The organism is Pseudomonas sp. S1_E05, from assembly GCF_056337105.1.
This window is the reverse complement of the sequence record NZ_JBFRHM010000001.1, coordinates 2748233-2770382: the sequence shown is the minus strand read 5'-3', so window position 1 is coordinate 2770382 and position 22150 is coordinate 2748233. Positions and strand designations below refer to the sequence as shown.

General features: G+C 60.8%; 23 protein-coding genes. 3 read left to right on the top strand and 20 right to left on the bottom strand.

Features of this window, described 5'->3' with window-relative positions:
• Positions 1 to 63 precede the first annotated feature (63 nt).
• Together recR and AB4N33_RS12795 are read left to right on the top strand one after the other, a co-directional pair.
• Positions 64 to 666, top strand: coding sequence for a recombination mediator RecR (gene recR, locus AB4N33_RS12800; protein ID WP_460116913.1), 603 nt, complete (start codon positions 64 to 66; stop codon positions 664 to 666).
• Positions 667 to 847: 181 nt separating this feature from the next.
• Complete coding sequence (locus AB4N33_RS12795; protein ID WP_476457470.1) at positions 848 to 1996, top strand: acyl-CoA dehydrogenase family protein; 1149 nt, start codon at positions 848 to 850, stop codon at positions 1994 to 1996.
• Positions 1997 to 2149: 153 nt separating this feature from the next.
• On the opposite strand, the gene AB4N33_RS12790 is transcribed toward AB4N33_RS12795, so the two are convergent.
• From AB4N33_RS12790 to ccoN (AB4N33_RS12705), 18 genes are all read right to left on the bottom strand, one after another.
• Positions 2150 to 2698: an adenine phosphoribosyltransferase gene (locus AB4N33_RS12790; RefSeq protein WP_368553529.1), complete on the bottom strand. Its 549-nt coding sequence runs from the start codon at positions 2696 to 2698 to the stop codon at positions 2150 to 2152.
• A gap of 78 nt (positions 2699 to 2776) precedes the next feature.
• Positions 2777 to 3511 (bottom strand): fumarate/nitrate reduction transcriptional regulator Fnr, encoded by a 735-nt coding sequence (fnr, locus tag AB4N33_RS12785; RefSeq protein ID WP_476457469.1) that lies wholly within the window; start codon positions 3509 to 3511, stop codon positions 2777 to 2779.
• Positions 3512 to 3655: 144 nt separating this feature from the next.
• Positions 3656 to 5038 carry an oxygen-independent coproporphyrinogen III oxidase gene (gene hemN / locus AB4N33_RS12780; protein WP_476458816.1) on the bottom strand — a complete coding sequence of 461 codons (1383 nt, stop codon included), beginning with the start codon at positions 5036 to 5038 and terminating at the stop codon, positions 3656 to 3658.
• Between the two features lie 225 nt (positions 5039 to 5263).
• Positions 5264 to 5947 (bottom strand): sulfite exporter TauE/SafE family protein, encoded by a 684-nt coding sequence (locus AB4N33_RS12775; RefSeq protein WP_476457468.1) that lies wholly within the window; start codon positions 5945 to 5947, stop codon positions 5264 to 5266.
• The gene (gene ccoS, locus AB4N33_RS12770) at positions 5940 to 6161 is read right to left on the bottom strand and encodes a cbb3-type cytochrome oxidase assembly protein CcoS (RefSeq protein WP_476457467.1); all 222 of its coding nucleotides are present in this window, start codon (positions 6159 to 6161) and stop codon (positions 5940 to 5942) included. Before ccoS ends, AB4N33_RS12775 begins: the two co-directional genes overlap by 8 nt.
• A gap of 24 nt (positions 6162 to 6185) precedes the next feature.
• On the bottom strand, positions 6186 to 8636 hold the full coding sequence (locus AB4N33_RS12765) for a heavy metal translocating P-type ATPase (protein ID WP_476457466.1): 2451 nt from the start codon (positions 8634 to 8636) through the stop codon (positions 6186 to 6188).
• An 88-nt stretch (positions 8637 to 8724) separates the two neighbouring features.
• Complete coding sequence (locus AB4N33_RS12760) at positions 8725 to 9264, bottom strand: FixH family protein (RefSeq protein ID WP_460139835.1); 540 nt, start codon at positions 9262 to 9264, stop codon at positions 8725 to 8727.
• 11 nt (positions 9265 to 9275) lie between these two features.
• Positions 9276 to 10688, bottom strand: coding sequence for a cytochrome c oxidase accessory protein CcoG (ccoG, locus tag AB4N33_RS12755; RefSeq protein ID WP_476457465.1), 1413 nt, complete (start codon positions 10686 to 10688; stop codon positions 9276 to 9278).
• Positions 10689 to 10895: 207 nt separating this feature from the next.
• Positions 10896 to 11306 (bottom strand): PIN domain-containing protein, encoded by a 411-nt coding sequence (locus AB4N33_RS12750; RefSeq protein ID WP_476457464.1) that lies wholly within the window; start codon positions 11304 to 11306, stop codon positions 10896 to 10898.
• Positions 11306 to 11560 carry a type II toxin-antitoxin system Phd/YefM family antitoxin gene (locus AB4N33_RS12745; protein WP_460116905.1) on the bottom strand — a complete coding sequence of 85 codons (255 nt, stop codon included), beginning with the start codon at positions 11558 to 11560 and terminating at the stop codon, positions 11306 to 11308. The genes AB4N33_RS12750 and AB4N33_RS12745 overlap by 1 nt, the downstream gene beginning before the upstream one ends.
• Positions 11561 to 11727: 167 nt before the next feature.
• Complete coding sequence (gene ccoP / locus AB4N33_RS12740) at positions 11728 to 12711, bottom strand: cytochrome-c oxidase, cbb3-type subunit III (RefSeq protein WP_460139832.1); 984 nt, start codon at positions 12709 to 12711, stop codon at positions 11728 to 11730.
• Positions 12708 to 12893, bottom strand: a complete 186-nt coding sequence (locus tag AB4N33_RS12735; protein WP_032831505.1) for a CcoQ/FixQ family Cbb3-type cytochrome c oxidase assembly chaperone — start codon at positions 12891 to 12893, stop codon at positions 12708 to 12710. Before AB4N33_RS12735 ends, ccoP (AB4N33_RS12740) begins: the two co-directional genes overlap by 4 nt.
• Positions 12894 to 12898: 5 nt before the next feature.
• Positions 12899 to 13507 carry a cytochrome-c oxidase, cbb3-type subunit II gene (gene ccoO, locus AB4N33_RS12730; RefSeq protein WP_460116903.1) on the bottom strand — a complete coding sequence of 203 codons (609 nt, stop codon included), beginning with the start codon at positions 13505 to 13507 and terminating at the stop codon, positions 12899 to 12901.
• Positions 13507 to 14949 carry a cytochrome-c oxidase, cbb3-type subunit I gene (ccoN, locus tag AB4N33_RS12725; protein WP_460116902.1) on the bottom strand — a complete coding sequence of 481 codons (1443 nt, stop codon included), beginning with the start codon at positions 14947 to 14949 and terminating at the stop codon, positions 13507 to 13509. The genes ccoO (AB4N33_RS12730) and ccoN (AB4N33_RS12725) overlap by 1 nt, the downstream gene beginning before the upstream one ends.
• 524 nt (positions 14950 to 15473) lie before the next feature.
• Complete coding sequence (gene ccoP, locus AB4N33_RS12720; protein ID WP_476457463.1) at positions 15474 to 16430, bottom strand: cytochrome-c oxidase, cbb3-type subunit III; 957 nt, start codon at positions 16428 to 16430, stop codon at positions 15474 to 15476.
• Positions 16427 to 16624, bottom strand: a complete 198-nt coding sequence (locus tag AB4N33_RS12715; protein ID WP_460116900.1) for a cbb3-type cytochrome oxidase subunit 3 — start codon at positions 16622 to 16624, stop codon at positions 16427 to 16429. Before AB4N33_RS12715 ends, ccoP (AB4N33_RS12720) begins: the two co-directional genes overlap by 4 nt.
• 3 nt (positions 16625 to 16627) lie before the next feature.
• A complete protein-coding gene (ccoO, locus tag AB4N33_RS12710) occupies positions 16628 to 17236 on the bottom strand; it encodes a cytochrome-c oxidase, cbb3-type subunit II (protein ID WP_192301849.1) in 609 nt (202 codons plus the stop codon).
• Between the two features lie 10 nt (positions 17237 to 17246).
• Complete coding sequence (ccoN, locus tag AB4N33_RS12705) at positions 17247 to 18671, bottom strand: cytochrome-c oxidase, cbb3-type subunit I (RefSeq protein WP_460116899.1); 1425 nt, start codon at positions 18669 to 18671, stop codon at positions 17247 to 17249.
• Positions 18672 to 18767: 96 nt separating this feature from the next.
• Here ccoN (AB4N33_RS12705) and AB4N33_RS12700 point away from each other — a divergent pair, with 96 nt between their 5' ends.
• Complete coding sequence (locus AB4N33_RS12700) at positions 18768 to 19454, top strand: alpha/beta family hydrolase (protein ID WP_476457462.1); 687 nt, start codon at positions 18768 to 18770, stop codon at positions 19452 to 19454.
• A gap of 98 nt (positions 19455 to 19552) precedes the next feature.
• On the opposite strand, the gene AB4N33_RS12695 is transcribed toward AB4N33_RS12700, so the two are convergent.
• On the bottom strand, positions 19553 to 21118 hold the full coding sequence (locus tag AB4N33_RS12695) for a methyl-accepting chemotaxis protein (RefSeq protein WP_460116895.1): 1566 nt from the start codon (positions 21116 to 21118) through the stop codon (positions 19553 to 19555).
• A 102-nt stretch (positions 21119 to 21220) separates the two neighbouring features.
• Entirely contained in the window at positions 21221 to 22015 is a 795-nt protein-coding gene (locus tag AB4N33_RS12690; protein ID WP_476457461.1) for a lysostaphin resistance A-like protein, read from the bottom strand.
• Between the last annotated feature and the right edge of the window lie 135 nt (positions 22016 to 22150).

The window sequence follows — 22150 nt, the reverse complement described above, 5'->3', positions numbered from 1 at the left end:
TTTGACGCTAAAGAGAGGCGCGGGTATAAACCGCGTCTCGTTGTTTTTGTCGGACTTTTCCCCATGAGCTTCAGCCCTTTGATTCGCCAACTGATCGATGCCCTGCGAATTTTGCCTGGGGTCGGTCAGAAAACTGCCCAACGCATGGCGTTGCAGCTGCTCGAGCGTGATCGCAGTGGTGGTGCGCGCCTGGCTTCGGCCATGAGCCAGGCCATGGAAGGGGTGGGCCACTGCCGCTTGTGCCGCACGTTGACCGAAGACGACCTGTGCCCGCAATGCGCCGATACCCGTCGCGATGACACCTTGCTATGCGTGGTGGAAGGCCCGATGGACGTCTACGCGGTGGAGCAGACCGGTTTTCGCGGCCGTTACTTCGTGCTCAAGGGCCACCTCTCGCCGCTCGACGGCCTCGGACCGGAAGCCATCGGCATTCCCCAGTTGCTGGCGCGTATCGACGAGGCGGGGACATTCGCCGAAGTCATTCTGGCCACCAACCCGACGGTCGAAGGTGAAGCCACCGCGCATTACATCGCCCAGTTGCTGGCGAACAAAGGCCTGATCGCTTCGCGCATCGCCCATGGTGTGCCGTTGGGTGGCGAGCTGGAGCTGGTGGATGGCGGGACGCTGGCGCATTCGTTTGCGGGGCGCAAGCCGATTTCGCTGTGATTCCATGGCGCCTGATCTGGCGCTATCGCGGGCAAGCCCGCTCCTACAGGGGACTTTTGGTGTGCGCAGATGCCCTGTAGGAGCGGGCTTGCCCGCGATGTCTGTCTGACCCGCACATTCTGGTTGAAAACCAAGCAAGCGCTCGGTTAACTTCGGCGAACCCCTTCAGCGGAGTTCGCCGATGCCTGCTTTCCAGGAATACTTCGACCCCAACCACCAAATGATCCGTGACAGCGTCCGACGCTTCGTCGAACGCGAGATTCTCCCGGGCATCGATCAATGGGAGGAGGCCGAGGGCTTTCCCCGTGAGCTTTACCTCAAGGCCGGTGCGGCGGGGATTCTGGGCATCGGTTACCCGGAAAGGTTCGGTGGCAGTCATGAGGGCGATCTGTTCGCCAAAGTCGCCGCCAGCGAAGAGCTGATGCGCTGTGGCTCGGGCGGGCTGGTGGCAGGGCTGGGATCGCTGGACATCGGCCTGCCGCCTATCCTCAAGTGGGCCCGGGCCGATGTCCGTGACCGTGTCGTGCCGCAGGTGTTGTCCGGCGAAAAAATCAGCGCTCTGGCCGTCACCGAACCCGGTGGAGGCTCTGACGTCGCCAACCTGCAGACCCGTGCCGTACGGGACGGCGATTTCTACCGGGTCAATGGCAGCAAGACCTTTATCACCAGTGGCGTGAGCGCCGATTTCTACACGGTGGCGGTACGCACGGGCGAACCGGGTTTCGCCGGCATCAGCCTGTTGCTCATCGAGAAGGGCACCCCTGGCTTCACTGTCGGGCGGTCACTGAAGAAAATGGGGTGGTGGGCCTCGGACACCGCCGAGCTTTTCTTCGACGATTGCAGGGTGCCCGTGGGTCATCTGATTGGCGGCGAGAACATGGGGTTTGCCTGCATCATGGGCAACTTCCAGAGTGAACGCCTGGCGCTGGCGCTGATGGCCAACATGACCGCGCAACTGGCGCTGGAAGAAAGCTTGAAGTGGGCGCGTCAGCGCGAAGCGTTCGGCAAGCCCATTGGCAAGTTCCAGGTGATCAAGCATCGCCTGGCGGAGATGGCGACGGCGCTGGAAGTCTCAAGGGAGTTCACGTATCGGCAGGCAGCAAAAATGGCGGCGGGGCAGAGCGTGATCAAGGAGATCTCCATGGCCAAGAACTTCGCCACCGACACGGCGGACCGGATCGTCAACGATGCCGTGCAGATCCTGGGTGGTCTGGGTTACATGCGCGAGAGTCTGGTGGAGCGGTTGTACCGTGATAACCGGATACTGTCGATTGGCGGGGGGACGCGGGAAGTGATGAACGAGATCATCAGCAAGCAGATGGGGCTTTGATCTGCGGTGTGGCGACCGACGCCATCCCTGTAGGAGCGAGCTTGCTCGCGATGGAGGTCAACGATAACGCGGGCTGTCTGACCCCCCGCGGTGTGGCGACTACCATCGCGAGCAAGCTCGCTCCTACAGGGATGGGGCCGTTACAAGTGCCGCTTACTTATCGGTCAACGCAAACTGCGTCAGGCAATACGTCGGTATCCCCATGTCTTCCAGGCGCTGCGAGCCACCCAGCTCCGGCAAATCGATGATCGCCGCGGCTTCATGCACTCGCGCCCCCATGCGCCGAATCAGGTTGGCCGCTGCGATCAGCGTACCGCCTGTGGCGATCAGGTCATCGAACATCACCACCGAGTCGCCTTCGCACAGGCTGTCGGCGTGCACTTCAAGGAAGGCTTCGCCGTACTCGGTCGCATAACCTTCGGCCAGTACATCCGCCGGCAGTTTGCCCTGCTTGCGAAACAGTACCAGCGGCTTGTTCAGTTGATAGGCCAATACCGAACCAATCAGGAAACCCCGAGCGTCCATCGCACCAATGTGGGTGAAGTCGGCTTCGACGTAGCGGTGGGCGAAGCTGTCCATCACCAGGCGCAGGGCGGTGGGGGACTGGAAGAGCGGGGTGATGTCACGAAAGATGACGCCCGGTTTCGGGAAGTCGATCACCGGGCGGATCAGGGATTTGATGTCGAAGGAGTCGAAGACCATCGTCGAGGTGTCCTGGCAGGCTGCAAACGTCGCAGTATAACGGCGGCAGAACCGTTTGGCTCAGCCGCCTTCGTCGCATCAGCTCTCGAGCGAGCCGCCGGCCAGAGCGCAGAGCTGGATCGGGTCGAGGATCTGGATTTCCTTGCCCTCGGCAGCGATCAGTTCGTTCGTCTGGAAACGTGTGAACACCCGCGACACGGTTTCCACCGCCAGGCCCAGGTAGTTGCCGATTTCGTTGCGCGACATGCTCAAGCGGAACTGGTTGGCCGAAAAGCCGCGAGCCCGAAAACGTGCCGACAGGTTGACGAGGAAGGTGGCAATGCGTTCGTCGGCAGTCTTTTTCGACAGCAGCAGCATCATTTGTTGATCGTCGCGAATTTCACGGCTCATCACACGCATCAACTGACGGCGCAGTTGGGGCAGTTGCAATGCCAGTTCGTCGAGGCGCTCAAAGGGAATTTCACAGACCGATGTGGTCTCCAGTGCCTGGGCCGAGACCGGATGTTTCTCGGTATCCATGCCCGACAGTCCAACCAGCTCGCTCGGCAGATGGAAACCGGTGAGCTGTTCTTCACCGCCATCGCTCAGGCTGAATGTCTTCAGCGCACCGGAGCGTACTGCATAAACGCAATCGAAGTTGTCGCCCTGGCGGAACAGGAATTCGCCTTTTTTCAACGGGCGGCCACGTTTAACGATTTCGTCCAGCGCATCCATGTCTTCCAGATTCAGAGAAAGTGGTAAACAGAGGGGGGCCAGGCTGCAATCCTTGCAATGAGCCTGGTTGTGAGCGCGCAGTTTTACTGGCTCGGACATTTCTTAAATCCTTGTGGGAAATCACACATAAGACGTAAGGGTAACTCAACGGCAGTCATTCAGGCCAGCGGTGTGCCGAATTGTCACATCATGATCAAGGGCGTCCGACGGAACTTTTCCAAAGAGGGGGCCTGCGGGGCCGTTTCAAATCACCCGGGAAAAACGCTGACGATTTTGCTGATCCAGGTAGGCGTCGAACACCATGCAGACCGAGCGTACCAGCAGGCGTCCTGCGGGCAGTACGATGATGCGATCCTCTTTCAGTTCAATCAAACCGTCTGCGGCCATGCCCTGCAATTGTGGCCACAGCGGAGCGAAGTAGCCGCGAAAGTCGATGTTGAAAGTCTGTTCGATGGCGGCGAATTCCAGCTCAAAACTGCAAATCAACTGTTGAATGATCGCGCGCCGCACGCGATCGTCGCTGGTGCACAGCAGGCCGCGGTTGGTGGCCAGTTGCGCCGAGGCCAGGGTGTTCTGGTATTGGTTCAGGTCGCTGCTGTTCTGGCAGTACAGGTCGCCGATCTGGCTGATGGCTGACACGCCCAGGCCAATCAGGTCGCAATGGCCATGGGTGGTATAACCCTGGAAATTGCGTTGCAGGGTCGACTCTTCCTGGGCAATCGCCAGCTCGTCGTCGGGCAGGGCGAAGTGGTCCATGCCGATGTAGCGGTAGCCGGCCCTGGTCAGTTGCTCGATGGTCTGTTGGAGCATTTCCAGTTTCTGTGCAGGCGTGGGCAACTCGTCGCTGTCGATGCGCCGTTGCGGCATGAAGCGTTCTGGCAAATGCGCATAGTTGAACACCGACAACCGATCGGGTTGCAGGCTGATGACTTCCTCGACGGTGCGGGCGAAGTGTTCCGGTGTTTGCTTGGGCAGGCCATAGATCAGGTCGATGTTGATCGAGCGAAATTGCAGGGTTCGCGCCGCCTCGATCACTGCGCGGGTTTCATCCGGACTTTGCAGGCGATTGACCGCCCTTTGCACGGTAGGGTCGAGGTCCTGCACGCCGATACTGACCCGATTGAAGCCCAGTTCACGCAACAGGCCCATGGTCGACCAGTCGGCCTCGCGCGGGTCGATCTCGATGCCGTAGTCGCCGCTGTCGTCGTCCAGCAAGTTGAAGCTCTTGCGCAACTGGGCCATCAGTTGACGCAGTTCGTCGTGGCTGAGAAAAGTCGGCGTGCCGCCGCCGAAGTGCAGTTGCTCGACTTTCTGTGCCGGGTCGAGATGACAGGCGATCAACTGGATTTCCTGCTCCAGGCGTTGCAGATAGGGCTGGGCGCGTCCGCGATCCTTGGTAATGACCTTGTTGCACGCGCAGTAGTAGCAAATGTTCGCGCAGAAGGGGATGTGCACGTACAGCGACAGGGGGCGCAGGGCCTTGCGGCTTTCGCGAAGGGCGTGGAACAGGTCGAAGGTGCCGACATGCCCGTCGAATTGTACGGCGGTCGGGTAGGAGGTGTAACGCGGACCCGCCAGGTCGTAACGGCGGATCAGGTCGGTATCCCAACGAATGTCGTCGAGCATCATGCGGGCATTCCCCGGATAGGCTGGCAGTGCGGCGAGTCTATGGGGTGCGGCGTTGGGGCATCTTGATTTGCGTCAACGCTCGAGATTTGGCGCGTCTACTCCAACCCTGTAGGAGCGAGCATGCTCGCGATGCGATGTATCAGGCGACGTGTGTATCGTCTGAAACGCCGCCATCGCGAGCAATCGAGCGTCGACCGGCTGCTCCTACAGGAATGGGGGGATTTAATGCCCCATCAACCAATGCTGATGCGGCCCCGGCAGGGTCCAGATTCCAAACAGGATCACCAGCAAGCCACCGGTCATGCGCACGCTGCGTTTGCGCAGCAGCGCCGTGACCCGTTCCGCCGCCAGCCCGGTGGCCAGCAATACCGGCCAGGTGCCCAGGCCGAACGCGAGCATCAGCAATGCGCTGTCCAGCGCATTGCCCTGGCTGGCCGACCACAGCAACGTGCTGTAAACCAGCCCGCACGGCAGCCAGCCCCATAGCGCGCCCAGCAGTAAGGCCCGTGGCAGGCTGGACACTGGCAGCAATGTGTTCGCCACCGGCTGGATATGCCGCCACAGGCCGCGTCCGAGGCTTTCGATACGGGTCAGGCCGCTCCACCAGCCGGCCAGGTACAAACCCATGGCGATCAGCAACAAACCCGCGAGGATGCGCATGAAGGTGGCCGCCGGGCTGTTCGCGACCGCCCAGCCGCCCAGGCCGATCAGCAGGCCGGCGGTGGCATAGCTGAGGATGCGCCCCAGGTTGTACGCCAAGAGCAGGCGAAAGCGTCGGCTGCGTTGCTCTTTCGGAATGGCCAGGGTCAGCGCGCCCATCAGTCCGCCGCACATGCCCAGGCAATGGCCGCCACCCAACAGGCCGAGTATCACCGCCGAGACCAGCAGTGGCGCCAGTTCAAACATGTGGCGGCGCCTTGTCGTTGTCCGGTTTGGCCGGTTGGCCCGTGGCCTCGTCGACCGCCGCCGTGTGATTGGGGTCCTGGTCGTCGAAGAGGATGCTGTGGGCCGGGCCGTCCAGGTCATCGTACTGACCACTGTCGACTGCCCAGAAGAAGATGTAGATCGCGATGCCGACGATCAGCAGCGCCGCCGGGATCATCACGTAGAGAGCTGGCATGGTAAGGCTCCAGACCCGCGCGGCTCAGGCCGGCAGCGGGCGATATAGCGGTGTGGCGCTGACGGCCGCCGATTTCGGCAGGCGAGTCAGGCGCAGGGCGTTCAGCACCACGACCAACGAACTGATGGACATGCCGACGGCGGCCCATACCGGCGTGATCCAGCCAAGGGCGGCGAACGGCAACATGAGGCCATTGTACAGTGCGGCCCACAGCAGGTTTTCGACGATGATCCGGCGCGTTCGCCGGGCCAGGCTGAAGGCCTGCACCAACGCGTCGAGGCGATTGGACAGCAACACGGCATCGGCACTGGTTTTCGCCAGGTCCGTGGCCGAACCCATGGCCACGCTGATGTCGGCAGCGGCCAGCACGGGAACATCGTTGACGCCGTCACCGAGCATCAGCACCTTGCGACCTTCCTTGTGCAATTGCTGCAGGACTTGCAACTTGTCGTCCGGGCGCAAGCCGGCGCGGGCTTCGTCCATGCCCAGTTCGGCGGCGACACTGGCGACCATCGGTGAGCTGTCACCGGACAGCAGCAGCGTGCGCCAGCCACGAGCCTTGCACGCAGCGATCAGCGCGGGCGCATCATCACGCAAACGGTCATCGAGAACGAACCACGCCAGCGGACCCTCGGTATCACCCAACAGTAGCCATTGCCCGGCTTCATCGGGCATCAACGGCGCGGCGGTGCCACTGAGTTCGCAGACAAAATCCGCCTGGCCGATGCGCAGACGCTGCGTGCCGACCCAGCCTTCCAGGCCCAGGCCCGGAGTGCTGTGAACGTCCTCGGCGGCCAGTGGCGCGCGGCCGAACGCTCGGGCAATCGGGTGCTCGGAGCGATTTTCCAGGGCGGCGGCAAGGCTCAGGCAATCATCGCTGCCCAATGTGCCGAGCGGGTGTATCGAACGCAATGCCAGTCGCCCTTCGGTGAGCGTGCCGGTCTTGTCGAAAATCACCGTGTCGATCTGGTTCAGGCCTTCGAGCACATGGCCGCGGGTCAATAGCAGTCCGAGTTTGTGCAGGGTCCCGGTGGCAGCGGTGAGCGCAGTGGGTGTGGCGAGGGACAGGGCGCAGGGGCACGTCGCGACGACCATCGCCAGCACGATCCAGAAAGCGCGTGAAGAATCCAGCTCCCACCACACCACACCGATGACCGCCGAGGCGATCAGCGAGAGCAACAGGAACCACTGCGCGGCGCGGTCGGCAATCTCCGCCAGGCGGGGTTTTTCCGATTGGGCCCGATCCAGCAGGCGGACAATCGCCGACAGTCGGGTGTCGTGTCCCAGGGCGAGGACTTCCACGGTCAGCGCGCCTTCGACGTTGAGCGTGCCGGCGGTGACAGCGTCGCCCGGCAAGCGCGGTTGCGGCAGGTATTCACCGGTCAGCAGGGATTCGTCGATGCTCGATTGACCTTCGAGGATCTTGCCGTCGGCTGGCAGGACGGCGCCAGGATGGACCAGCACCTGATCGCCGACACGCAATTCGCTGAGCAGGATGCGCTCGCTCTGGCCGTCGGCCGCCAGTCGCAGGCAAGAGGCGGGCAGCAGGTTGACCAGTTGCGCGGTAGCGGCGGCGGTGCGTTCCCGGGCGCGACGTTCCAGATAGCGCCCGGCGAGCAGGAACAGGGCAAACATGCCGACGGTGTCGAAGTACAGCTCCCCGACTCCGGTGATCGAAGTCCAGATCCCCGCGAGGTAGGCGCAACCAATCGCCAGCGACACGGACACGTCCATGGTCAGGTGGCGGGTGCGCAAGTCGCGCATCGCGCCCTTGAAAAACGGCGCACAACTGTAGAACACGATGGGCGTGGTCAGGAACATCGCGACCCAGCGCAGGATGGTGTGAAGTTCGGGGCTCAGATCGATATTGAATTCCGGCCAGGTGGCCATGGTCGCCATCATTGCCTGGAACCATAGCAGCCCCGCCACACCGAGCTGGCGCAGTGCCAGGCGATTCTCGCTGGCCAGCTGCTCGCTGGCTCGGTCGGGCTGGTAAGGGTGGGCGGCGTAACCGATCTCGCGCAATTGGCTGAGCATCTGGCTCAGCGGCAGTTGTCCATCGGCCCAGCGCACGTGCAGGCGATGGTTCGACAGGTTCAGGCGCGCCTCGGCCACAGCGGGCAGGCTGCGCAGGTGTTTCTCGATCAACCAGCCGCAGGCGGCGCAACTGATGCCTTCCATCAACAACGTGGTTTCGGCGAGTTCGCCATCGTGACGTACGAAAGGCTTTTGCACATCGGCGCGGTCGTACAGCGCCAGTTCATCGATCAATTGCACCGGCAACGCTTCGGGGTTCGCCGAGGCTTCACTGCGGTGTTGGTAATAGCTTTCCAGCCCACCCGCGACAATTGCCTCGGCCACGGCCTGGCAGCCCGGGCAACAGAATTCGCGGGTTTCTCCGAGGACGACGGCGGTGAAGCGGCTGCCGGTTGGGACAGGCAGGGCGCAGTGATAGCAGGCAAGGGGGCTGGTCATGGGGGATCTATATAGTTTTGAAGGTCCTCATCGCGAGCAGGCTCGCTCCTGTAGGAGCGGGCTTACCCGCAATGCGCGAAGCGCGGCTTTATTTTTTCAGGTCTTCGGCACCTTGAAGCGGCTCGTCACCCAGCAGCAGATCCTTGTCATGGTTGACCAGTTCTTCCTCGAACATACGCCAGGTCTTGTCGCCTTCCACGCCCAGCAGTTCGACAAACCGGCGACCTTCGATTTTATCGCTCAGTTGGCCGATGTAGCGGCCCTGTTCGGTCTCGCTGCGGGCCAGGCTGATCTTGCGATCCTTCTCCGGCTGGGTCGGCGAGATCAGGTTCAGTTCCAGGATTTTTGGCTGGCTGTTACCGCTCAGGCGCAAGTCGACTTCGCCAGTCACGTCGTCCAGGTGCACACTGGCACGCATCTGCAGAGTCTGCGCCAGCAGTTCGCGGTCCAGGGAGCGGTTGATGCCTTTGCCCGCCTCGTAGTAGTTGTCGTTGACCAGGTTGTCCGGGTTGTTCACCGCGATGGTCACCATGGACAAGGTCAGCGTCACCGAGCAGGCGAGGATACCAATGATGATCCACGGCCAAAGGTGCTTGTACCAGGGGCTTGCGGCATTTGCTGCGGGCATGATCACTTCTCTCAACGAATTTGTGGGCCGATGAATCGGCTCTTGGCTTCAACGTGGATGCTCTCGTCATCGGCGTCCTTGAGGATGAATTTTACCTCGTTGGTGCTCGATGGCAGTTTTTCCGGGGCCATGGACAGTTCCACTGGCTGGCTGACGATGTCACCCGCGACCACCTTGATCTCGCGTCGACCTTGCAGCTTCAGGTCCGGCAGCCCGCTGGCCTCGAGTACGTAGGTGTGGTCGCGTTGATCCTTGTTCATGATCTTCAGGCTGTAGACGTTTTCGATTCGGCCCTCGGCGTTCTCACGGTACAGGACGCGGTCCTTGCTGACGTCGAAGCCCACCAGCGAACGGGTCGCGAAGGCGGTGGCGAGAAGGGCGATCATGGCCAGCAACACCACGGCATAACCGATCAGGCGCGGACGCAGCTTATGGGTTTTCTGCCCCGAGAGGTTGTGTTCGGTGGTGTAGCTGATCAGGCCGCGCGGGTAGTCCATTTTGTCCATGATGGCATCGCAGGCGTCGATGCAGGCGGCGCAACCCACGCATTCGACTTGCAGGCCGTCGCGAATGTCGATACCGGTTGGGCAAACCTGTACGCACATGGTGCAGTCGATGCAATCCCCCAGTCCCAGGGCCTTGTAGTCCACGCCTTTCTTGCGCGGCCCACGGCTTTCGCCACGGCGTGGATCGTAGGAAATGATCAGGGTGTCCTTGTCGAACATCACGCTCTGGAAGCGTGCGTACGGGCACATGTAAATGCACACTTGTTCGCGCAGCCAGCCCGCGTTGCCGTAAGTGGCCAGGGTGAAGAAGCCGACCCAGAAATAGGACCAGCCATCGGCGTCGCCCGTAAAGAAGTCCAGCACCAGTTCGCGAATCGGCGAAAAGTAACCCACGAACGTCATGCCGGTGACGAAACCGATGAGAATCCACAGGGCATGCTTGCTGAACTTGCGCAGGAACTTGTTGGCGCTCATCGGCGCCTTGTCCAACTTGATGCGTGCGTTGCGGTCACCTTCGGTCACCTTTTCGCACCACATGAAAATCCAGGTCCAGACGAATTGCGGGCAGGAATAGCCGCACCAGACCCGTCCTGCATAAACGGTGATGAAGAACAGGCCGAAGGCGCTGACGATCAGGATGCCGGACAACAGAATGAAGTCCTGGGGCCAGAAAGTGGCGCCGAAAATGAAGAATTTGCGTTCCGGCAGGTTCCACCAGACGGCCTGATGACCGCCCCAGTTCAGCCAGACCGTGCCGAAGTACAGCAGAAACAGGAAACCGCCACCGATGATCCGCAAGTTGCGAAACAGCCCGGTGAAGGCGCGGTTGTAGATTTTTTCACGAGAGGCATAGAGGTCGACGCTTTTGTCCCCCTTGGCAGGTGGAGTCACGTCGTGTACCGGAATTTGGTTGCTCATCGGTTGCATCCCACGGCAGTGGAGAAATGCCCCGGTCAGTACGTGCCGACCGCGGTCAAAAAGGGGTATTGCAGTGGCGCAATGATACCCCTGTAGCTCTATCACAAGGGTGCGACCATTGGTCACGTTGGTGGAAATGAACTGACAGTGTAATGACCTGTATCAATTGACTGGTGAAATTATGGACGTTTTTGCGGTTGCGGACGCTCAATCCGTCCATGGGTTGATCAGCTCAACGCCGCTGGACTTGAAGTCGTCGATATTGCGTGTGACCACGGTCAGGCCATGCACCAGTGCAGTGGCGGCGATGAGGGCGTCGCTTTCGTTCGCCTGATCCGGAACATGCAGGCGTGCGCAGCGCAATGCCACGGCCGCATCCACCGCCAGGATCCTGCCATCGAAGGCCGGCATGACGTGCCGTTTGAGCCAGGTCCGCAAGACACTCCCCTGGACGGGGTCACGACGCTCCATGCGCAACACGCCGGTTTCCAGTTCCTTCAATGTGATGGCCGAGATAAACAGGCGTGGCGCGAGGATGCTTTTGGCCCAGGCGACGACGTTCGCATCGGCCTGGGGTTTGCGCAGTTCCGAGATCACATTGGTGTCGAGTAGGTACATCAGGTCAGGTCCACGGGGCGGTGAGTGATCACGGCACGCTCGGTTTCGAATTCGATATCCGCCGCTTCGGGCATCACCAGCAGCTCGACGATATTGGCGTTCATGCCGGTGAGTTTTTCGTAGTCCTCAATGCTTAGTAGTACATGAGCCGGCCTGCCACGGTCGGTGATGATTACCGGACCCTGACGGGTGGCTTTTTTGGCACTACTTGTGTCCTGGTTGAATTCACGGCTGGAGAGGGTAGTGATGGCCATGGAGGTATCCCCTTGCAAACAGATTTGTAGAAACGTTACTACATTGTCTGCCGGGTAACAATTCAAGTGGCCGCCATTCGTCGTTTCGACCCGCGCCGTGGAGGAGGTTTCAAGCAAAAAAAAGCCCCGTCGAATGACGGGGCCGTTTTTTGTAGCAGGCGTTTGCCTTACTGAGCGTCTGGCGCCGGGGCCTTCTCACCGTGAGACAGGCTGTAGACGTAAGCGGCCAGCAGGTGAACCTTGTCGTTGCCCTGCATTTGTTCCTGCGCAGGCATCTGGCCCTGGCGGCCGTAACGGATGGTCTGCTGCAGTTGAGCGAAGCTCGAGCCGTAGATGAACGCGCCTGGGTGGGTCAGGTCAGGTGCGCCCATGGCAGGCGTGCCTTTTCCTTGTGGGCCGTGGCACGCCACGCAGTTGGCTGCGAACAGTTTCTGGCCCGCCTCCGGATCAGCCTTCGCGCCTTCAGGCAGCTTGCGGCCATCGAGGTTGGTCAGCACGAATGCAGCGACATCCGCAACGCCTTGCTCGCCGATCACTTCAGCCCAGGCCGGCATCACGGCGTGACGACCGCCCATGATGGTGGTCTTGATGGTTTCCGGTTCGCCGCCCCAGCGCCAGTCGGCGTCGGTCAGGTTCGGGAAGCCATAGGCACCCTTGGCGTCGGAACCGTGGCAAACCGAGCAGTTGGAGGCGAACAGGCGGCCACCCATCTTCAGGGCTTGTGGATCCTTGGCCACTTCTTCGATCGGCATGGAAGCGAATTTGGCGAAGATCGGCCCAAACTTGGCGTCCGATTTGGCCATTTCCTTTTCCCACTCGTGAACGCCGGTCCAGCCGGTCTGGCCGTTGGCGAACGCGGTCTGCTTTTCGTTATCCAGGTAGTTGTATCCTGGCAGCAGGCCCTTCCAGTTGCCAAGGCCCGGGTACAGCACCAGGTAACCCAGGGCGAAAACGATGGTGCCCACGAACAGCATGAACCACCATTTCGGCAGTGGGTTGTCGTACTCCTCGATCCCGTCGAAAGAGTGGCCGACCGTCTCTTCGGTCTGCTCGGCGCGCTGGCCCTTGCGGGTCGACAGCAGCAGCCAGGTCAGGGAAAAGATCGTACCGAGACTGAGGACTGTGACGTACAGACTCCAGAATGTAGTCATTCTTTGTTACTCCTAGAAGCTTGCTCGACGTGCTTGATGGCTTCGGGATCATCCGCGAAAGGCAGCAAGGTCGCGTCTTCAAACTCCGACTTGCGCTTGGGGCTGAACACCCACAAGGCCAGACCCACAAAAGCCACCATCACAACGACGGTGCCCAGGCCACGAATCATCCCGATATCCATCCAGATCACCGTTTGCTTTTGATGATGGTGCCCAGGCCTTGCAGATAGGCCACCAGCGCGTCCATTTCGGTTTTGCCCTTCACAGCATCCTGAGCGCCGGCGATGTCTTCGTCGGTGTAAGGGACGCCGAGCGTACGCAAGACTTCCATTTTCTTGGCGGTGTCTTTGCCGTCGAGCTTGTTTTCCACGAGGAACGGGTAGGCCGGCATTTTCGACTCGGGCACGACGTTGCGCGGGTTGTACAAGTGCGCACGTTGCCAGTCATCGGAATAACGACCACCGACGCGGGCCAGGTCCGGACCGGTACGCTTGGAACCCCACAGGAACGGGTGGTCCCAGACGCTTTCACCGGCGACCGAGTAGTGGCCATAACGTTCGGTTTCAGCACGGAACGGGCGGATCATCTGCGAGTGGCAGCCGACACAACCGTTGGCGATGTAAATGTCGCGGCCTTCCAGTTCAAGAGCGGTGCGCGGCTTCATGCCTTCGACCGGCTTGTTGGTAACGTCCTGGAAAAACAGCGGAACGATCTGGGTCAGGCCGCCAACACTGACGGCGATAACCATGAAGAAGGCCAGCAGGCCAATATTCTTCTCGACTGCTTCATGCTTCATCAGTGAGCTCCAACTACAGCAATCTGTTCGGCGGCTTTGGCTTCAACCGGGTTCGAGGCGCGTACGGTACGGTAGACGTTGTAGGCCATGAACAGCATGCCGGAGGCGAAGAACGCACCGCCCAGGGCACGTACGATGAAACCAGGATGGCTGGCTTGCAGCGCTTCGACGAACGAGTAGGTGAGGGTGCCGTCATCGTTGATTGCACGCCACATCAGGCCCTGGGTGATGCCGTTGACCCACATCGAAGCGATGTACAGAACGGTACCGATGGTCGCGAGCCAGAAGTGCGCGTTGATCAGGCCAACACTGTGCATCTGGGCACGGCCGAACAGTTTCGGAATCATGTGGTAGATCGCGCCGATCGAGATCATCGCTACCCAGCCCAGAGCGCCGGCGTGTACGTGGCCGATGGTCCAGTCGGTGTAGTGCGACAGCGAGTTGACGGTCTTGATCGCCATCATCGGGCCTTCGAAGGTCGACATGCCGTAGAACGCCAGCGATACCACGAGGAAGCGCAGGATCGGGTCGGTGCGCAGCTTATGCCAGGCGCCCGAGAGGGTCATCATGCCGTTGATCATGCCGCCCCAGCTTGGCGCCAGCAGGATGATCGACATCGCCATGCCCAGCGACTGTGCCCAGTCCGGCAGCGCGGTGTAGTGCAGGTGGTGAGGACCGGCCCAGATGTACAGGGTGATCAGTGCCCAGAAGTGCACGATCGACAGGCGATAGGAGTAGATCGGACGTTCGGCCTGTTTCGGCACGAAGTAGTACATCATCCCCAGGAAGCCGGTGGTCAGGAAGAAACCCACGGCGTTGTGGCCGTACCACCACTGGATCATCGCGTCAGTCGCGCCTGAGTAGGCCGAGTAGGACTTGAAGAAACTGACCGGCAGGGAGGCGTGGTTGACGATGTGCAGCATGGCCGTCACGACGATGAACGCGCCGTAGAACCAGTTACCGACATAGATGTGCTTGGTGTTGCGCTTGGTGATGGTGCCGAAGAACACCAGACCGTAGGTCACCCAGACGATGGCCAGCAGAATAGCCAGTGGCCATTCCAGTTCCGCGTATTCCTTGGTGGTGGTGTAACCCAGTGGCAAGGTAATGATCGCGCCGACGATCACCGCTTGCCATCCCCAGAAGGTAAAGGCTGCGAGGCTGTCGGAAATCAGTCGCGTTTGGCAGGTTCGCTGCACGACGTAGTAAGAAGTGGCAAACAGTGCACATCCACCGAAGGCGAAAATCACCAGGTTGGTGTGCAGCGGGCGCAGGCGTCCAAAAGTCGTCCACGGCAGACCGAAGTTCAATTCCGGCCATACGAGCTGTGAGGCGATGAAGACACCGAGCCCCATGCCAAGGATCCCCCAGACCACCGTCATGATGGCGAACTGGCGGACTACCTTATAGTTATAAGCAGTCGGACTGATTGCTGTGCTCATTCTAAGGTTCCACGGTTTGGGTGTTTTATTAGGAGTAAAAATCGGTCGCAAGTATGGAGAAAGCGGGGGGTCATTGCAACGCGCCATGACCTGGGTCAATGCTTTCAACCGCTGATTCTGCGGCCTTTCCATGCGCCGCGTAGGGTCAAAAATACCCGACGAGAAAACGTCGTTGCGAATGGGAACGATGCGGGGGTCAGGTCGTATGTAACGAGCTGTGTTTAAACGCGACCATCAGGTGGTCGATGGCAAGGGTCGCAATAGCCGGTATCTACCAGCCTTTGCGGCCTGTCATCGCAAGATTCGTCGCACACATCGGGTTGGGTCGACCTCGAGCCGGCACTTGCCATCGCGTGTCGGAGCAAGCTTAGACCCGAATCGGGGGAACTGAAAGGAGGACTAACGAAGGGGTGCGACAAATAGAAGCAGGGCAAAGCTGCAAGCTGCGAGTTGCAAGTTAAAAACCTGTGGCTCGCCAGCTGTTCACTTTGCCCTGAGTACAGCGGGGCGTTGTGCTTTTGCTTTTACTTGTTGCTTGTAGCTTGCAACTTGTCGCTCAACGGCTCGCCCCCTTTCGAGAGACTGTAGACGTAGGCTGCGAGCAGTTGCACCTTGTCGTTGCCAAGCAGTTCGTTCTGCGCCGGCATATGACCTTGGCGTCCATGGCGGATGGTCTGTTGCAGTTGTGCCAGGCTGGTGCCGTAGATGAAGCCGGCGGGTTGCGTCAGGTTCGGCGCGCCCATGGCTTCGGTACCCTGGCCATTGGCACCGTGACAGGCTACGCACATGGTGCTGAACGCTTGCTGTCCGGCTTGCAGGTCGGCCGTGTCGTCAGCTGGCAAAGGCAGGCGTGCCAGATCATGACGCACGTAGGCGGCGACGTTTTTTACACCGGCTTCACCGAGCATTTCACCCCAGGCCGGCATCGCAGCGATGCGTCCGCCCATGATGGTGGTCTTGATGGTGTCGGCGTTACCGCCCCAGCGCCAGATGCTGTCGGTCAGGTTAGGGAAGCCGAAGGCGCCCTTGGCGTCGGAGCCATGGCAGACCGAGCAGTTCGAGGCAAACAGGCGACCGCCCATTTTCAACGCTTGCGGGTCCTTGGCCACTTCTTCCACGGGCATGGCGGCGAACTTGGCGAAGATCGGTCCAAATTTGGCGTCGGCCTTGTTCATCTCCTTTTCCCATTCGTTCACGCCGGTCCAGCCATTCTCGTAGCCGGGCAGGATGCCTTTCCAGTTGCCCAGGCCCGGGTAAAGGATCAGGTAGCCGACGGAAAACACCAGGGTGCCGGCAAACAGCATGAACCACCACTGCGGCAGTGGGTTGTCATACTCTTCGATGCCGTCGAAGCTGTGGCCCATGGTCTGATCGACGCTGCCCTTGGTTTCGCCCCTGCGGGTGCCGATCAGCAGCCAGGTCAGGCCGATCAGGCTGCCGATGGTCAGTACGCAGATCCACGTACTCCAGAAGGTGGTCATGACCGGGTACTCCTTGTGACAGGTTCTTGGGTGCTATCAGGTTGAGGCTCATCGGCAAACGGCAGCAGGCGCGCCTCGGCGAATTCCGGATTGCGCTTGCCGTTGAACACCCACAGCGTCAGGCCGACGAAGGCCACGAACACCACGACGGTGCCCAGGCCGCGGATCAAGCCAGTACTCATTTCCAGGTCCATGGCTCACCTCTTGCTCTTGATGGCAGTGCCGAGCACTTGCAGGTAGGCAACCAGGGCATCCATTTCGGATTTGCCTTTGAGCGATTCGGTGGCGCCGGCAATGTCGGCGTCGGTGTACGGCACGCCAAGGGTACGCATGGCCTTGATCTTCGCTTCGGTGTGGCTGCTGTCGAGTTGATTGGCAACCAGCCATGGGTAGGCCGGCATCTTCGACTCGGGCACCACGTTGCGAGGGTTGTACAAGTGCGCGCGGTGCCAGTCATCCGAGTAGCGGGCGCCTACGCGGGCCAGGTCCGGACCGGTACGCTTGGAGCCCCACAGGAACGGATGGTCCCAGACGCTTTCACCGGCAACCGAGTAGTGACCGTAGCGTTCGGTCTCGGCGCGGAACGGACGGATCATCTGCGAGTGGCAGCCGACGCAACCTTCGCGGATGTAGATGTCGCGGCCTTCCAGTTGCAGCGCGGTGTAGGGCTTCATTCCTTCCACCGGCTTGTTGGTCACGTCCTGGAAGAACAGTGGGACGATCTGGGTCAGACCGCCGATGCTCACCGCGAACACCATCAGCAGCATCAGCAGGCCGACGTTCTTTTCAATCGTTTCGTGTTTCATGGCGGACTCCTCAGGCCATTTGCGCGGCGGCAACGACGTCAGCAGGCTGCGAGGCCCGCACGGTGCGCCAGGTGTTGTATGCCATCAAGAGCATGCCGAAGAGGAAGATTGCCCCGCCTACCAGTCGCACGATGAAGCCTGGGTGGCTGGCCACCAGGGTTTCGACGAAGGAGTAAGTCAGCGTGCCGTCTTCGTTGACTGCGCGCCACATCAGGCCTTGGGCGATGCCGTTGACCCACATCGACGCGATGTACAGCACGGTGCCGATGGTCGCCAGCCAGAAGTGCGCATTGATCAGACCGATGCTGTGCATCTGCTCACGACCGAAGACTTTCGGGATCATGTGGTACAGCGCGCCGATGGAAATCATCGCTACCCAGCCAAGAGCGCCGGCGTGTACGTGGCCAATGGTCCAGTCGGTGTAGTGGGAGAGGGCGTTGACCGTCTTGATCGCCATCATCGGACCTTCGAAGGTCGACATGCCGTAGAACGCCAGGGACACAACGAGGAAACGCAGGATCGGGTCGCTGCGCAACTTATGCCAGGCACCCGACAGGGTCATCATGCCGTTGATCATGCCGCCCCAGCTTGGCGCCAGCAGGATCAGCGACATCACCATGCCCAGCGACTGTGCCCAGTCCGGCAGCGCGGTGTAGTGCAAGTGGTGAGGACCGGCCCAGATGTACAGGGTGATCAGTGCCCAGAAGTGCACGATCGAGAGGCGATACGAATACACCGGGCGCTCGGCCTGTTTCGGCACGAAGTAGTACATCATCCCCAGGAAGCCTGCGGTGAGGAAGAAGCCCACGGCGTTGTGGCCGTACCACCATTGCACCATGGCATCAGTCGCACCGGCGTACAGCGAGTAGGACTTGGTGAAGCTCACCGGCAACTCAAGGTTGTTGACGATGTGCAGGATGGCAACGGTAAGGATGAACCCGCCGAAGAACCAGTTACCGACATAGATGTGCTTGGTGTTGCGCTTGGCCACGGTGCCGAAAAACACGATGGCGTAAGCGACCCACACAATGGTGATCAGAATGTCGATCGGCCATTCCAGCTCGGCGTATTCCTTGGAACTGGTGTAGCCCAGTGGCAGGCTGATTGCCGCCAGCAGGATCACCAGTTGCCAGCCCCAGAAGCAGAATGCGGCGATTTTCGGCGCAAACAATTGGGTTTGGCAGGTGCGTTGCACCGAGTAGAACGAACTGGCGAACAGGGCGCAGCCGCCGAATGCGAAGATCACAGCGTTAGTGTGCAGAGGGCGCAAACGCCCGAAGCTGGTCCACGGCAAGTTGAAGTTGAGTTCGGGCCAGACCAATTGAGCCGCGAGAAAAACCCCGAGCCCCATGCCGACGATGCCCCACACCACCGTCATAATGGCGAATTGGCGGACCACCTTGTAGTTGTAGGCGGTACTGATAGAAGTGTTCATGGTTCCCCATCCACGGTTCAGCCCAAGGAAAAACGTTCGCGCAAGGCAGACGCACCCTTCGACTGGAGTTATAGGCAGACTAAAAGCGAGGCAAGCATGGACAAAGAGCACAAGGCCAGTATTGACGGGGATCAATGGGCGCGGTGCCTGGACGAACAGGGATGGTTATGGAATGCAGCGGCTGTAAAGGGTTCGGCGCCGTCCGCGACGCTGATTCTTGCCCATGGCGCCGGTGCGTCGATGGACAGCGACTGGATGACTGACATGGCCGTGCGCCTTGCCGCGCTTGGGGTCAACGTGTTGCGTTTCGAGTTTCCCTACATGGCCCAACGGCGTGTCGATGGTGGCAAGCGTCCCCCGAACCCCGCGCCCAGGCTGCTGGAGTGCTGGCGTGAGGTCTATGCGGTGGTGCGACGCCATGTCGCTGGGCGGCTGGCCATTGGCGGCAAGTCCATGGGCGGGCGAATGGCCAGTCTATTGGCCGATGAACTCGGCGCCGATGCGCTGGTGTGCCTGGGGTATCCGTTTTACGCGGTGGGCAAACCGGAGAAACCACGGGTCGAACATCTGGCGGGGTTGCAGACGCGCACGTTGATTGTCCAGGGCGAGCGCGATGCGTTGGGAAATCGGGAGGCGGTTGAGGGGTATGGGTTATCGCCGAGTATCGAGATCTGCTGGCTGGTGGCGGGGGATCATGACTTGAAGCCGTTGAAGGCGTCCGGGTTTACCCATGAGCAGCATCTGGCGGCTGCGGCGCAGAGGGTGGCGGGGTTTCTGCTTTAGGATATTTGTGGCCTGGACTTGCCCGCGAAGAGGCCAGGACAGCCAATAAAAAAGCCCGGACAGCACTCACTGTCCGGGCTTTGTTTTTCCCGCGGCACTCAGCGGTTAAACCGCTCCACCAGCGAATACTGGGTATTCGCCGTCTTGATCAGTTCCTCACTGAGCAGCGCCGAGTTCTGCGCCTGTTCCGAGGTCTGGTCCGCCAGGTGTGAGATGTTGCTGATGTTGCGGCTGATCTCTTCGGCCACCGAGTTCTGCTCTTCGGTGGCGGCGGCGATCTGCGTGGTCATGTCGGTGATGTTGGCCACCGCTTCGCTGATCCCGACCAGGGCCTGGTCTGCTTCCAGTACGCGTGCCACGCCTTCTTCAGCCTGGCGATGACCGGCGTCCATGGTCTGCACGGCGGAGTTGGCGGTCTGTTGCAGCTTGGCGATCAGGGCGTGGATCTGCCCGGTGGATTCGCTGGTGCGCTGCGCCAATTGACGGACTTCGTCTGCCACCACGGCGAATCCGCGTCCCATTTCCCCGGCGCGCGCCGCTTCGATGGCGGCGTTCAGGGCCAGCAGGTTGGTCTGGTCGGCGATGCCTTTGATCACATCGACCACGCCACCGATTTCGTCGCTGTCCTTGGCCAGTTGAGTCACGGTCAGGCCGGTCTCACCCACCACCTCGGACAGACGCTGGATCGCATCCCGGGTTTCCCCGGCGATATCGCGACCGCGCCCCGTCAGGCGATTGGCTTCCTGGGTGGCGTCGGCGGTGCGTTGCACGTGACTGGCCACTTCCTGGGTGGTGGCGGCCATCTGATTGACCGCGGTGGCCACCTGCTCGGTCTCGAGGCGCTGGCGCTCCAGGCCGGTTGAACTGTCGTGCGCCAGGGAGTCGGACTGCCGGGCTTGTTCGGTCAAGTGCTCGGCAGTGTCCTGCAGACGGGTCAGGCAGGTGCGAAGACGAGCTTCCTGGCTGAGGATGGACATTTCCAGGCGCGCCTGGGCGCCACGGCTGTCGGTGTACATCTGCGCAATCAGCGGGTCGGAGGTGGTCTGTTCCGCCAGGCGCAGCAGGCGCTTCAGGCCACGCTGTTGCCAGCTCAAGCCGAGCAGGCCCAGCGGCACGGACAGGCCCGCGGCCAGGGCAAAACCCCAATGGGAATTGAGCGAGGCGCCGATCAGGAAGCTCAGTTGGCTGACCAGGATGAAGGGCAGCCAGTCCTGTAGCACCGGCAGCCACTTGTCGGAGGAAGGAATCGCCGACTTGCCCTGGTTGATGCGCTGATAAAGCGCCTTGGCACGCTGGATCTGCTCGGCCGTGGGCTTGACCCTTACCGATTCGTAGCCAATGACCTGATTGCCCTCGTACACCGGGGTGACGTAGGCGTTAACCCAGTAGTAGTCACCGCTTTTACAGCGATTCTTGACGATACCCATCCAGGGTAAGCCTTGTTTGAGCGTGCCCCACATATGCGCAAACACTGCAGCCGGCACGTCGGGGTGACGCACCAGGTTATGCGGTGCACGGATCAATTCGTCGCGGGAATAGCCGCTGATTTCGACGAACGCATCGTTGCAGTAGGTGATCACGCCCTTGGTATCGGTTGTAGAAATCAACCGTTGCTGAGACGGGAAGGTCCGCTCGCTTTGAGTAATGGGCTGGTTGTTACGCATGGCAATTTAAGTCCGCAAGGCTTTCCAGTGTTGTCGGCACCTCCTGCGATTAACTGAAATTAATTTTTAATATTGGCACCTGCGCCGAGCCAGCCAGCGCTGTCAGCCGGCGAGCATCGGGTACGTGAACAAGCCGAAATGCAGCAGGTTCAGACCCAGGTGCGTGGCTATTGCCGCGGCCAAACCGCCGAATCGGTAAGCCAGGCCATAGCCGATGCCTGCCAGGGTTGCCAGCAGCACCCATTGCCAACCCGCGCCCAGGTGGGAAAGGCCAAACAGCAGGGCGGCGAGCAGCAGGGCGAGGTTTTCGCCCTGTGGCAGGCGGTTGAAGACACGGCTCAGTCCGCCCTGGATATAACCGCGAAACAGGGCTTCTTCCACCAACGTCACCAGCAGCAGGTTGTTGAGCAGCCATAACCAGGCCTGGTCGGGCCATTTCGGCGCCCAGCCGACCACACCCAGCGCCACGGCGCCACCCAGCGCCAGCACACCACTCACCATCAGGCCCAGCAGCGTGCCCAGCAGGGCCGGGCGCAGTGAGCGGCCAGCGACGATCCACGGGCAGACCAGCAAGAGCCAGACGCCAATCAGCGGTTTGTCGAGGTTCAGGTACATGGAAAACGGCACGGCATCGTCGGTAAAACGTTGTGTCGGGATGCCTCTTCCATTATGGAAGCCGGGAAGCCAGTGCATCGCCAGCGCCAGCGCCGTGCACACGAACAAGGCGTGTCCCAGGGGACGGCCGACGCCGATATGCGGCTGTCGGGCGGCGTAACCGGCGATCACCAGGGTCAGGACCGTGATGCCCGCCAGCCAGCCGAGTTGGCCGTAGGTCAGGGCCAGGCCGTAACCGAGGGTGAGCAGAATCAGATATGTCCATGGCGGGGCAGTGGGCATTGGGGGTGTCCTTGTGTCCAAAATTGCGTGCGCGCCTGCAGGGTGGCAGGTCCGATAAAAATGCGGCGATTATAAAGGCCGGGTAAATAAACACACCGCCTTGAGTTTTTCTTCTATCGTCGTATCGGTCGGGCG